Genomic DNA, 13,036 nt, shown 5'->3' on the forward strand with positions numbered 1-13,036 from the left:
GTTACTCTCTGGCATTATTCGTAGAAACCATGTTCCTCAATGCCCTTTTCCAGAATGGTATGTATCAGTTCCTCCAGCTCCACACCGTTTATCTCGCTGACCACAATCAGCTTTGCAAGGGTATCCTTCTGTACGGATATGGCATACTGTTCCTCATCGGCACGAAGCTCATGGACGCAGATACCAAGCCCGTCCGCAATCCTGCATACCACGCCAAGTTCCGGCTCCCTGATGCCCGCCAGAATATCCATGATTGTCCTCTCCGGCACTCCCGACATTCTGGAAAGCTCCATAATGCTGATTTCTTTCTCTTTCATCACGTTTAATAACTTATCCCCGGTTGTAAACATCTTTCTTCCTCCCTTATTTTTTCTTCCCACCAGAAGATTTCTTTTTCGGAAACTCCATGACAAACTTAAACTGTACCCCGCTTTTTTCTGCCCCGTCTTTGGTGTAACGGTATTCTTCCGTCCCACTCGGAATAATATAGGCATCATAGGGCTTGCCCGCCTTGCTCTTTAACCCTTTTAACAGGATTTTCTTCCCGGCAAGCATATCCTTCACCTGTGCATCGGTAAGGGCAGTTCCCATTACCCGGCTCACGTTCATACCGCATTTTTTCACACAATATGCGCCGAATTTCCCCTTTACCACCTGACCGCCGCAGTTCGGGCATACCCCAAGAGCCGCCTGCTCCTGTGCAAACATCTTTTTCTGCTCGTCACTGACCTCATGGTAGGTATGTATCAGTTCCGACACCATGTTTTCAATGTCCGCCATGAAGTCCTCCATAGGAAGCTCCCCTTTCGCTACCAGCGTCAGGGCATTTTCCCAATCGGCGGTAAGTTTCGGGGACTTCACCACATCCGGCAGCACCGTAATCAGCTTCATTCCGTCCTCTGTCGGTATGATCTGCTTCTTCTCACGCTTCACAAAACCGTCCTTGACTAACTTTTCGATAATATCCGCCCTTGTCGCAGGCGTACCCAAGCCTTTCCTCTCCACGTCATCGCCCATATCTTCCGCCCCGGCACGTTCCATTGCCGATAATAATAAATCTTCCGTAAAGTGCTTCGGCGGGGAAGTGAAATGCTCGCTGACTTTCGTCTGCACACCGTCAAATGCCTGTCCCTCCGACAGTTCTGGCAGCTTCTTTTCCTCTTTTTCTTCCTCCTGATTCCCGGAGATTTTAAAGGAACGCTTAAAGGCATCCTCAAAGGACTTCCACCCGTTATGCGTGACGGACTTCCCGGAAACTGCAAAAGTATGTCCATTGCAGGAAAACTCCGCCTTTACCGTTTCATACAAATGTTTCTCCCCGGTGGCGCATAACAGGCGGTTCGCAACCAAAGACAGGATTTTACGCTCCGTTTCCGGCAGTGCCGCAAGGTCAGCTCTCGCTATCTCCATTGTGGGGATAATGGCGTGGTGGTCTGTCACCCTTTTGCTGTTCAGAATCCGCTTGATGTCCGGTCTGGAAGCCTTGTTTTCCTCAAACATCAGGGAACTGAATACTGCTTCAATCACGCCCTCTGCGGTTTGCCCCATGTCATCGGATAAGAACTGGCTGTCCGTCCTCGGATATGTGGCTAACTTTTTTTCATAAAGGCTCTGCGTGTACTCTAAAGTCTGCTTTGCGGTAAATCCGAATAAACGGTTCGCATCCCTCTGGAGCGTGGTAAGGTCATAGAGCTTCGGCGGCATGACCGTTTTTTCCTCTTTCACAACGGACGTGGTGAGAGCCTGCCCGTCCCGGCAAGCCCCCGCAATCTCATCCGCTTTATTCTTATCATCAATACGCCCGGTGGCGGCATCCATCCCGTCCATCAGGATATGCGCCATGTAATATTTTTCCTTCTGGAAATTCATAATCTTTGCTTCCCGGTCTACTAACATCGCAAGGGTGGGTGTCTGCACCCGCCCCACCTTTAAAACCTTTCCGCCATATAAAACCGTAAACAGCCTTGTACCGTTGATGCCCACAAGCCAGTCCGCTTCCTGCCTGCACAATGCGGAATGGTACAGGTTGTCATAATCACTCCCCGGCTGTAAATTTTCAAACCCTTCACGAATGGCGCTTTCCTCCATTGAGGAAATCCACAGGCGTTTGATCGGCTTGTCACAGCCTGCCATTTCATACACAAGGCGGAAGATAAGCTCTCCCTCCCGTCCGGCGTCAGTGGCGCAGATCGTAGCCGACACATCCTCCCTGTGCATCAATTTAAAAAGAACGTCATACTGCGCTTTCGTGTCCGGCTTCACCTCATACTGCCATGTTTTCGGCTTGACAGGCAGGCTCTCATACGTCCATTTTTTCCACTGCTCCCCGTAGCTTTCCGGCTGTGCCAGCTCCACCAGATGCCCCACGCACCAGCTCACAACATAACCGTTTCCTTCCATATATCCGTCACTGATTTCCGTTGCGCCGATTACCTCCGCAATGCTCCTTGCCACGCTCGGTTTTTCTGCTATGACTAACTGCATTTATTCTTCCTCCCCTTCCTTATCTTCAAAAAAATCATCCTCTGTGTCCTCGTTTTCCTCGTCATCATCGTATTCTTCTTCCTCGTCCTCCTCCTCATCGTCCTCGTCAAGAAATTCCTCTTTCTTTTTCTTGGCTACCTTGAAATAATAGCCGCCGCCAATAGCCGCAACCGCCACAATCCCAAGAATGATATAGGTTGCCGCCGGGTTTTCCTCTGTTTTCTCCGGCTCCGGTTCGGGTTCTTCGGTATTTTCCTCCCCGTCCTCTGCCGCTTCTTCCGCAGGTTCTTCTTCCGTTTCCTGTTCCCCGTTATTGTTGGGAAGTGCGCCCTCCGTCACAGGGATTGCAGATTCCAGTGCGGCGGAATTTTGCGGTAAGGTATCGCTGTTGTCCGCTGTCACGTTCAGCAGGTCATTTTCCGTAACTTCGGTCAGGAAATAAACCACTTCTTCCTCCCCGTCCCGGTCAATGATAAGGTAGAACACTTTTTCCGATGCGGTCTGGATTGTATAAAATTCCTTCCCCGTTTCGCTTTTCTCCTTCTCCCCAGATTCCTCTTTCTTCTCCGATGCCGCCGCTTCCGCCATAGCCTGCTTTTTCTGCTCTGCAAGGCTGTTTTCGGAAACGGTGTTCCCGTCACTGTCCGTCTTGGTATGTTCCGTCACCTGTGCGGTAGCGGAGGAAGGCTTGGTTGCCTGTGCGCTCACCGGGAGCTGCTCTGCCGGGTTCTTCTCATTCCCGTCCGTTTTTTCCGGATCGGTATAATACGGGTTCGCTGTCTTATAGACCTCTGACATATTCCCGGCATTGTCCATTGCGGAAATGGTGAAATACTGGTAGCCTGCGTCAAACTGCTGCAGGCGGATATTCAACACGCCATTGGTAAGCTCCTTAAACTCATACCCGTTCACATACACCGCCTTGATACCGGAATCCGTATCATGCGCCTGAACGGAGAGCAGACCGTCACTGACCGCAGCGTTTAAGGTAGGCTTCGTGAAGTCAAAGCACCTGATATAGCGGTTTTTCTCATAGGTCTTGCCCCTCTGGTCTGTCACAAGCACATAAACGGTGGCATTCTCCGAAATCTCCACATACATATCCTCTGTGATGTCCGTCCAGCTCCCATTCTGCGCCACTTTCGCCTGCACCGTCTTTATGGAGAAGTTGCCGGAATGCGCCACATCTTCAACGGAGATATGTACCTTCGTGGTGTCATTGTGCCAGCCGGACGGAGTGGAGATTGTGATTTTTACATTCGGGTTCACATATTCGCATAAGCTGTAATCCCCCTTGCAGACCTCACAATCTTTATCAGTGGAATACTGTGTGCATTTTTCTTTACAGGTACATTCCGGCTCCGGCACTTCATTCCCGGATACCGTCCCGCCTTCCGTACCTTCCCCACTGCCGCCGGATTCCGTTTCTGTTTCCCCCTCATTCTCACCGGACTCGGCTTCCGTTTCCCCGGTTTCCTTATTTTCCTCTGTTTCCGCTTCGGTACTGCCTTCCTCTGACGCTCCGCTTTCCTCCGCATAGGCATCTACCGTATTCCCGCTGTTCGCCATAAACGCCCCTACGGGCATACAGAACAATAATGCTGACAAGAGCAGCGACACCGCCGCCCTAACTGATAACTTTTTCTTCATTTCCTGCCATCTCCTTTGCGTTTTCTTTTTCTTCCAATAACTTCAAAATCTCGTCCTCGCTGAATTTGATGAGTAATTGCAGCTTCTCGGACGAGATTTTATGCTTTTCGATAATATCCATTTTTTCGGCTCTTTCCGCCATGCGCTTCTGTTCTTCCAAATCCTTCTTTTTTGCCTGTAAGGATTCAAGCTGCGCATCCACTTTGGAAAGTGCCTTTTCAATGCGCTCCTTTGTCATAAATTCCTCGCTTTCTGTTTTTTCCGTTTTTCCCACCCGGTTGGATCAAAATCATTAAAATCTAACACTGCCCTGAAAAGCCATTTGTTATTTACCCATCTTTGCAGTTTCCTTGTAACGGGTGGCGCAGTTGGCTTTTCGTATACCATTACATAGGGATCAAATCCCATATCCTGCAGAGTGTATATCCTGTACAAGTCCTGTTCATGGCTACTGTTATAGTTTGTCAACACATACACCCGCCTTTTCCGGTAATCTTTCACAGTTGTAAGTTCTGAAAACCTTTTGAAATACCCTGTCAGGTCATCTTCCGGATTATCCCAAGCGAAGTGCAGCATTTTTGTTTTCACTTTGTTCAGCATCTCCACCTTCTCCGGAGTAATCAGGCGCACATCAAGTCCCTGTGTAAAATCCACCATTGCGCCGCTTTGTGCAAGCTGCTGTAATAACCGTTCCCAATCCGGGCAGGCTAACAGGTTCGCATCAAGCAGCTTTATTTCTTTTTCCCCACGCCAGAACTCGGCAAGGTCAGCGACCGCAACCGTCCTGCGCCCCTCCTTTTCCCCTACAATGCAGAAACCGCATCCACGAGGACACCCTCTTGACAGAAAACCATATGCAGTTCCTTCAAATTTCGGGTATAATGCATAGTCCGGATATATATGCTCCACTTCCTCCGGCAGACGGTTATGAAGCCCATACCCTGTGCCGCCCCTTATAATGCAGTCAGCATGAATTGTACCAGAGTAATCCTTAGAATAGCTGTCCGTAAACACCCGGCTCATATATACAAGGTCATAATGTTTTCGCCCGTCATACCATTCCAATGTATCGCCCCTTGCCTTATGGTAAGCTGACAGCTTCATAAGGCACAAATTGGGGAAGTTATGGCTGTCCACATCAATCAATCCGACTTTGATAATATCACGCTCCCTTCTATGTTATAAAATTGTCCTATCATAAGTTTGTATTGTTATTGAAGGCGACCAAATGCGTAGAAATGGCTCTGCCAGTAGGACGAGTTGATGCTTGCGTAGCTGATTGGATCTCCGCAGTGGATCATTGTCCCGTTACCGCAGTAAATACCCACATGGCTCACCGCCCCGGCAGAATTGTAAGTCCCGGTAAAAAAGATAATGTCCCCCGCCTTTGCGTCCGATGCGGAAACAGGCGTACACTGGTCATATATCCCCTGTGCGGTGGTTCGTGGAAGGTTATGCACCCCACTGTTGGTAAAAGTCCAACAAACAAAGCCTGAGCAATCGAAACTTGTGGAAGGGCTTGAGCCGCCCCACACATACGGGAATCCCAAATATTTAGCGGCTTCCTCCATAAGAGCCTGCACCGATGCGTCATCGTAGGCATCCGGCGGTATGGCGTTCCCCGGCAGACCTCCCGGCGTTTCCCCGTAAAGCGTGCCTTCGCCCACATCGAAATAAAATAACGGGTTATAATACTCCCCGTCATACAAACACTCGATATGCAAGTGGCTTCCTGTGCTGCTCCCGGTATTGCCCGTTGTGCCGATAACCGTCCCTTTTTCCACTGTCTGCCCCGCACTCACACTGAGCGTATCCATATGGGCATACTTGGTTGTGTAACCGTCAATCTCAATCACCACATAATTCCCATAGTGGCTGTCATATGCCGCCGCTGTCACCATACCGTCATGGGCAGCATATACGGTTGTGCCTGTGGGAACTGCTATATCCACGCCCCGGTGAAATTCCTCGTTCCCTGTGACCGGGTTCTTCCGGTATCCGTAATAGCTCGACACATAATAATACCAGTAAAGGTCAAGCGGCGAAGCGAACTCCTGAAGCAGACCGTTTGTTTCCCGGTACATGGCAAAAATCTCCGCCTGTTCCGTATCCATTTTCCCAGAAACAAGGCTCTCTAATGATATGACCGTAAGCGTCACTCTGAGGATACTGACCTCGTATTCTTCTTCCTCCTCATACTCATATTCTTCCTCTGTTTCTTCCCCTGTGACCGGATCAGTGACCGTCCTTGTGCCTGTCTTTGTGACCGTCCTTGTCCTCGTTTCCGTATCCGGCGTGAGCGTCAGCGTATACATCTCATCAAATAGAGCCTGTATTTCACTTTCCACCCCGCCTGCGGTAAATTCCGTATGGACTGCGGACAGATAGCTGATAAGGGTAAACGGGTTATGCCCAATTGCCCCAAGATTGTAGGAATATTCGTCATACCCCGGATAGTCTGTTTCCACCCGGTCAATCTCATTCTGCAAGTCAAGCTCCAGACGGGTAAGCTGTAAATCGGCGGCGTCAATCTCCTCCGGCTTGCTTAAATAGCTTGCCGCTAAGATTGTGGACTGCGTATCCGCAAACATCGCCCCGCAGGACGATACGGAAACCATAATCATCATAAGGAGCAGAGCCATGATGCCCACCGTCACAAGCAAGCCCGCATTTCTCCTTGCGAACTCCTGTAACTTCCTCGCCACAGTGACCGCACCGTTTTTCGTCTTTTCAAACGCCTGCTCCGCTGTTTTTCCTGCCGCCGCTTTCTTCCTCGCCTTGATATATTCCCGTTTAATGCGCTGTTTCTGTAACCGCTTTTGCAAGGCTTTTTTCTGCATCTGCGGGTTTTCTTCCAAGAACTTCTGGTACTGGAAATTGACTTCCTTTTTAAACTGCTTTTTTTCCAGCTTTGCCACCTTCGCCCGCTGTTTCTGCTCTTTTCCCTTTATCTGCCTTTTGACGAAAGAATAAACCGTTTCCACTTTCTGCTCCGATTTATGTGCGCCCTCCACCGCTGAATTTTCTTTCTCCGTTTCAGCGATTTTCCCATGCACAAAATTTCTGCCCTCATTCTGCATCCGGCGCATGGTGGTCTTTGATATTCCCTCCTGCTTGAAAGGCTTCTCCTTCTCCAGAGGGACAACTACATATCTTCCCTTCCCGGTTTTCTCGTCAAACACTCTCTGCAAGGTGTATTCCCTTGTCTTTGGCAGCTTCGCCCTTGCTTTCTGTACCTTCTTTGCGGCTTTCTGCGCCTGCCGCTGTTTCTTTTGCAGCTTTTTACTGCCTGTAAATTCAGAACCTCCTTCCCCCTGAAACAGTTTTCCGGTATTCTCCGTAAAAGATTCTTCCGTAAAGGTTTTATTTTCCGCTTTTTCCTTCGTGCCGCCTTTGTTCCGGTGTTCCCTCTGCACCCGCTTTTTATGGTATTTCCCTTTTTTCTGCGACTGCCTGTAAGTGTCCCTCCGGTGGTAATCTTCCGCATCCGGCTGTTTCTTCTCTTGATCCTCCGTCTGGTTAAAACTTTCCTGCCCGGTAAATCCGCTGCTTTCCTTTACAAAATCCGATTTTTCTTCCTGCCCCGGCTTCGCTTCGGACTTTTGGACTTTTTGTCCAGAAGTGTTCCGGTACATCTGCTTTCTTGCCTGAACCTTTGAATCATGGTTCTGTTTACGCTGTCCGGCATCGCTACTCCGGGTATCCATGCTTTTATTCCCTGTAAACGTGCTGTTTTTTCCCGGCTGGCTCTCTTTGGACTTCTGGACTTTTTGTCCAAAAGTTTCCTGCTGTGCCTGCATACTCTTTTCCGTCTGCCTTTTGCCGCCCGAACCACGCCCCGGCTTCCCGATACCGGAATCTCTCGGCTGATAGGCAGCATTGCCGCCGCCCGTAAAAGCATTGCCAGCTCCCTTATGGAACTCTGCATTTGCTTCTTTACGGTAAGCGGTATCCTGTTTTTTCTTTCCTTTCTTTTCTGCCATTAACTGTCCTCATCCCCCTTTGTTACAGATTCTTCCGGCTTCGTGTTCATAATCGCAAAGGTCTTTGTATCTGCCGGGTACTTATCTACGAATGGGATAACCACGTTGTCAAACAATATCAGACCGCTTCCCGGCTCGGAATTGGTGACGTGCATGAGCTGTTTCTCCGACAATCCCAACTTATCCGCCAAAATATGCTGGTCTTTGGCGTTCTGGTTTAACAGGTACACAAAATCACTGTTACCCAAGATGCCCTCGATTTCCTCCGATTTCAGAAAATCGCCCACGTTTTGCGTCAAGCCTGTCGGGATTCCGCCCCACTTCCTGAACCTTTTCCAGATTTCCACTGAGTAAATGGCTGTCTGCTTCTCTTTTAAAAGCAAATGGAACTCGTCACAGTAGTACCTTGTGGCAACTTTCCGTTCCCGGTTTTTTGACACCCTGTTCCAGACCGCATCCTGCACAATCAGCATCCCTATCTCTTTTAACTGGTTTCCCAAATCCCGAATGTCAAAGCACATGATCCGGTTGTGTGCGTCCACGTTGGTACGGTGGTTAAAATAATTCTGCGAGCCATGCACATACAATACAAGGCTATTGGCAATCCGTACCGCCTTCTGCTTCGCTTCCCTCTGCATCTCCGGCGCAACGTCCCTCGGCTCATACTTTAACAGCGCATTATACAAATCTTCCAGTATGGGCATATTCTCTGGCTTCGGGTGCTTGAAATACCCGTCATAGATATGCTTGATGCAGGTGTCAATGATGCCCTTCTCGTCATTCTCCAGACCGTCCTTCCCCCCGGCAATCAAATCGCACAGGGTAATTAAAAAATCGCTCTTTAACTTCAACGCTTCCTTGTCCCCCTTATGGGAGAGCTGAATGTCCATCGGGTTCAGGTAATCCTTTGAATTAGTGGCAAGCCTTACCACCTGCCCATGAAGCGCCTGCACTAATGGAAAATACTCGCCCTCTGGATCGCAGACGATTATATCGTCCTTTGTGATAAGGAAACAGGATAAAATCTCACGCTTTGCGCTGAATGATTTACCACTGCCGGGTGTGCCTAAAATTACCCCATTCGGTGTACGCAGCCTTTTCCGGTCTGCCATAATCATGTTGTTGGAAAGTGCGTTCAGACCGTAATAAATGGCGGGTGCGGGCATGAAAAGCTCCTGTGTGCAGAAAGGCACAAGGACAGCGGCGCTTTTTGTGGTGAGGTTTCTTTCAATCCCCACATCGTTGCACCCAATCGGCGCACTCGCCATTAACCCCTGTTCCTGTAAATACTGCAAACATCTGAGGTTGCAGTTTGCCTGCTGGATAATGCCGGACACCCTCTGTGTCAGGTTCTCCAGTTCCCGTTTCGTCCGCCCGTAACAGGTAATGAGGAAGGTCATTTTGATAAGTTTCTGGTTGCTTGTGTTCAAATCGTCAAGCAGTTCCAGCGTGTCCTTCTCATAAGTCACGATGTCCGTAGGCAGAATATCCATATCGTAACCGCTTCTTACAGCCTTTTTCTGCTCCTCAATTTTCATTTTCTGAATGTCGGTGAGCGCACGTTTTATCATCTTGATTGCTTCCACCGGATCAATGGTCTGCATATGCATGGTAAGGGTGAGGTTGTCATCAATGTCCAGCAGCTTCTTAACCATCTCGTCCGTAAACTTCGGCGCAATCATGTCAAGGTAAGACACGCTCCCGTAAATACTGCCGGACTTAAAGCGGCTCGGATAGCGGAAGTCAAATCCCGGCGGTGCAATGTAATCTTTAACTGACTTCCCGGATTCTGACAGCTCCTTAAACGAAAACCGGAAAGGCTCCATTGTACCCTGATTAAAATACTCATGCAGGATACGCAGCCTTTCCTTCCCGTCAAGACCTCTGGCGTTCGTGCCGATATTGTTTAAATTGTGTACCACGTCCTTCTCAATATTGCTTAACTTGCTCTTTGCTTCCCTGTACCCGGTGCTTTCCACGCCGAAAATCAGGTACTTAGACTTGATGATTCCATTGTTGCCCTTTGCCGACTGGTGCTTTAACATCTGCGTGTACTCGTCACGAATATCGTCAAACGCATCACCCTGTAAGGAAATATCGAACTGCTCCGCAAGAGCCTGCTCGCTGACCTGCCTGTTAAATAAGAACAACTGGAACTTTATGGACGGATCAAAATAGTTAATCAGCTTGCTGTATTCCTCCAGAATATCCGCCTGATCCTCCACCTCCAGCAGATCATAGTTGATGTCGTAAAACTCCACCATTTTCGTGTAATAACCGTCCGCCACCTGACAGATGCCGTCCCGGTACATTTTTTTGAATGTAATGGTTTTCTGTGCGGTGTCCGGCTTCGCCTGCTCTTTGCTGTTCCCGGCAAGCGCACGTTTCAGCTCCGCAAGGCGTTTCTTTTCCGATAAGGTCAGCCCCGCTTTTTCCGGTGTCCGCTTATTTTCCTGCGGTTTTGGCTTTGCCGCCCCCGCCTTTTGCTTTTTGTTCAAGGAAACATACCTCCCTCCTGATTTTTTCCCTCTCCTCCAACTGCTTGTAGAGGTTTTCCGATTTATACGGTCTGATTCCCGGCGTGAGTACCTTCTGCCGGAGCATGAAGTATAAAATCTTCTCTGCCGGGAAACCGTCTTTTTCATACATTGCCAAAAAGAAGAATGGCAGCATTGCGCCCACCATGATAAGCGCCGCCCCCTGTGTCCCCAATACCCCTTTGGTAAGGAAATATAAAGGCACTCCCACAAGTGCTGCGCCGGAAAAGCAGATAATCTGCCTTTTGGTAAGGTTCAACGCCACTTTTGTCTTGATTCCACTCAGGTCTTTTGGCACTGGTACGGATATTGCCATAGTCTGCTCCTTTCGTGGGCAATGCCCGCCAAACCGCCAGCTTCCATGAGTCCGCTGTGTTTAGTGGGCATTGAAAATTGATTTTGATAATGAGCCTGTCTTGAATAAACTGAAACAGAGGATTACGGTATATGCCGCAACCGACCACAATGCGCTGTGTAAATTGCCTGCCACTGCCACGCTTGCCACAAGCACAGCATAGATCGCCACGCAAACCATGATGAAGAACCCCTGAAACGCAAGGGCGACAAGCCCTTTTAAGTAATTCGTCCCGATTGTACCCCATTCCCGGTTGGTAACTGTCGCTGCCGGGATTGGGGCAACTGACACATAAAGGTATATTTCAATCATGCGCCCGTATAGAATGACGGTGATGAGGACGGACATGATTTTCATACATAAGCTGATGACCATAGTTTCCAGACCAAGACCGATAAGCTCCCCTATCCCCATTGTGTCAATCTGGCTGTTGAACATGGTGGTAAGGGTAGCCTGCACGTCAAGGCTTGTAGAGCCGGATATGGAAGATGCCGCCTGTGTCACCACATGGCTTCCCACATCAAACACCGCCATGACTATATCAAAGGTCTTGGAAAGCAGCATGACAGCGATACAAGCCTTGAATAAAAAACGGAAGAACAGGCTTGTATCAAAGTCATGCATATTGTTTTTGTCGATTACCATTGTTATCAGCTCATAGATCAGCACAAAACTGATTATCATGCCTGCTATGGGGACTACCACGTTTTCCGAAAGCGTCCGTATCATGCTGAATATGCTGGAGTTCCAAGTGCTTGGTGTCTTGCTGACCTCCCCCGCAATCGTGCCGACCTTATCATTGACATCGGAAAACATGGTATCAAGGTTATTAAGTACCCACCCCTGCAGCATCTCCTTTATGAAATCAGTGATTTTGTCTATGATGCCGCCCATTTATCTTATGAAAACAGGCTGGAGAGCTGTGGAATCACCGTCTGCGCCACAATGATAATGCCCCCTCCACTCATAAGCTGCTTGATGCCCTGACTTTTTGCTCATGTGAGATAAAGAAGTAAAAGAAGTGTAAAAAATTTTGCCGTTCCCTGTCCGGCTGACTGCCGGACGGGTCGGGCTTTAGTCGGGCAATTCTACCTTGCCGACAAAAGAGTAATAGATTTCGATTTCCTGTCTGCGGAGCTTCCCCCGCCGTTTCCCGTCAAGGGCTTCCGATTCGTGGATTACGATTTTCTCCACAAACTCCCGCAACAGGGTAGGGGTGAGTTCCTCAAAGCTGGTATACTTGCGGACTACTTTCATAAACTTTTCAGCGTTTGCCGTGGCTTCCAGCGTCTTGGAAAGCTCGCTCTGCAAGGCGGCGGCTTTCTCTTTCAGTTCCTTTTGCTCGGCTTCATAGTCTGCCGAAAGCTCCATGAAACGCTCGTCCGATATGCGCCCCGCCACGCTGTCCTCATACAGCCGCTTGAAGATAGCGGAGAGTTCCGCAATCCGCTTTTCTGCCGCTTCCAGCTCTTTCTTCTTGGCGGCGTTCCGGCGTTTGCTCCCGTCCTCGGTCTGGTCGGTCAACAGCTTCATAAACCGGGCTTCATGCTTGGCGGCGTAGCTGGTGACTTTCCGTAAATTCTCGGTCACTCCGGCAGTCAAGAGGTCGGTGCGGATAAAGTGCGCCGTACAGTCTGCCGTGCGCTTCTTGTAGCTGCCGCATATGTAGCAGTCCTGTTTCCGTTTATCCGTCTGATACCTCTGCTGGTACATGACGCTGCCGCAATCCGCACAAAACAGTATGCCAGAGAACAAGCCCACTTCATCATAGCGGTTAGGGCGTTTGCGCTGCTTGCGTAGCTCCTGCACACGCTCCCATGTGTCCTTATCGATTATCTGCTCGTGGTGGTTCTCGAAGATTGCCTGTTTGTCCTCGCTGTTGTAGATAATCTTGCTGCACTTGTAGGATTGGGTGGTGGTTTTGAAGTTCACAAGGCAGCCCGTGTATTCCCGGTTTTCAAGGATATGCACCACGGTGTTCGCCGCCCACTTGCACTCGTAGCCGGGGTGGTAGCGGCGGGTTCTCC

At 49.4% G+C, this 13,036-nt stretch carries 10 protein-coding genes and 1 pseudogene; all 11 read right to left on the reverse strand.

Translation table 11 applies throughout. From position 1 onward, the window contains the following. Window positions 1–14 precede the first annotated feature (14 nt). A complete protein-coding gene (locus VSQ61_RS20730) occupies window positions 15–350 on the reverse strand; it encodes a helix-turn-helix domain-containing protein (protein WP_159756333.1) in 336 nt (111 codons plus the stop codon). 13 nt (window positions 351–363) lie between these two features. Continuing rightward, complete coding sequence (locus VSQ61_RS20735; protein ID WP_334346261.1) at window positions 364–2,484, reverse strand: type IA DNA topoisomerase; 2,121 nt, start codon at window positions 2,482–2,484, stop codon at window positions 364–366. Next, window positions 2,485–4,134, reverse strand: coding sequence for a CD1107 family mobile element protein (locus VSQ61_RS20740; RefSeq protein WP_159749868.1), 1,650 nt, complete (start codon window positions 4,132–4,134; stop codon window positions 2,485–2,487). Continuing rightward, a complete protein-coding gene (locus VSQ61_RS20745) occupies window positions 4,112–4,372 on the reverse strand; it encodes a cell envelope biogenesis protein TolA (protein WP_159749866.1) in 261 nt (86 codons plus the stop codon). The genes VSQ61_RS20740 and VSQ61_RS20745 overlap by 23 nt, the downstream gene beginning before the upstream one ends. Beyond that, complete coding sequence (locus tag VSQ61_RS20750; RefSeq protein WP_334346262.1) at window positions 4,369–5,271, reverse strand: radical SAM protein; 903 nt, start codon at window positions 5,269–5,271, stop codon at window positions 4,369–4,371. The genes VSQ61_RS20745 and VSQ61_RS20750 overlap by 4 nt, the downstream gene beginning before the upstream one ends. A 74-nt stretch (window positions 5,272–5,345) precedes the next feature. Further along, window positions 5,346–8,117, reverse strand: a complete 2,772-nt coding sequence (locus VSQ61_RS20755) for a CD1108 family mobile element protein (RefSeq protein WP_334346263.1) — start codon at window positions 8,115–8,117, stop codon at window positions 5,346–5,348. After that, entirely contained in the window at window positions 8,117–10,615 is a 2,499-nt protein-coding gene (locus VSQ61_RS20760) for a VirB4-like conjugal transfer ATPase, CD1110 family (protein ID WP_334346264.1), read from the reverse strand. Before VSQ61_RS20760 ends, VSQ61_RS20755 begins: the two co-directional genes overlap by 1 nt. After that, complete coding sequence (locus VSQ61_RS20765; RefSeq protein ID WP_120446283.1) at window positions 10,563–10,970, reverse strand: PrgI family protein; 408 nt, start codon at window positions 10,968–10,970, stop codon at window positions 10,563–10,565. The genes VSQ61_RS20760 and VSQ61_RS20765 overlap by 53 nt, the downstream gene beginning before the upstream one ends. 60 nt (window positions 10,971–11,030) lie before the next feature. Continuing rightward, the gene (locus VSQ61_RS20770) at window positions 11,031–11,903 is read right to left on the reverse strand and encodes a VirB6/TrbL-like conjugal transfer protein, CD1112 family (RefSeq protein ID WP_159749864.1); all 873 of its coding nucleotides are present in this window, start codon (window positions 11,901–11,903) and stop codon (window positions 11,031–11,033) included. Window positions 11,904–11,908: 5 nt separating this feature from the next. Then, window positions 11,909–11,992 (reverse strand): annotated as a pseudogene (locus VSQ61_RS20775) (Maff2 family mobile element protein); the annotation flags it as partial. Window positions 11,993–12,083: 91 nt separating this feature from the next. After that, the coding region (locus VSQ61_RS20780; RefSeq protein ID WP_334346265.1) for a DUF4368 domain-containing protein at window positions 12,084–13,036 on the reverse strand (953 nt) is incomplete at its 5' end.

It is taken from the genome of Candidatus Merdisoma sp. JLR.KK006 (assembly GCF_036941035.1).
Lineage (GTDB): Bacteria > Bacillota > Clostridia > Lachnospirales > Lachnospiraceae > Laedolimicola.

Coding starts and splice junctions, on each gene's coding strand:
- VSQ61_RS20770 (WP_159749864.1), bottom strand. CDS start 11,903: ATGGGCGGCATCATAGACAAAATCACTGATTTCATAAAGGAGATGCTG.
- VSQ61_RS20765 (WP_120446283.1), bottom strand. CDS start 10,970: ATGGCAATATCCGTACCAGTGCCAAAAGACCTGAGTGGAATCAAGACA.
- VSQ61_RS20755 (WP_334346263.1), bottom strand. CDS start 8,117: ATGGCAGAAAAGAAAGGAAAGAAAAAACAGGATACCGCTTACCGTAAA.
- VSQ61_RS20740 (WP_159749868.1), bottom strand. CDS start 4,134: ATGAAGAAAAAGTTATCAGTTAGGGCGGCGGTGTCGCTGCTCTTGTCA.
- VSQ61_RS20735 (WP_334346261.1), bottom strand. CDS start 2,484: ATGCAGTTAGTCATAGCAGAAAAACCGAGCGTGGCAAGGAGCATTGCG.
- VSQ61_RS20730 (WP_159756333.1), bottom strand. CDS start 350: ATGTTTACAACCGGGGATAAGTTATTAAACGTGATGAAAGAGAAAGAA.
- VSQ61_RS20745 (WP_159749866.1), bottom strand. CDS start 4,372: ATGACAAAGGAGCGCATTGAAAAGGCACTTTCCAAAGTGGATGCGCAG.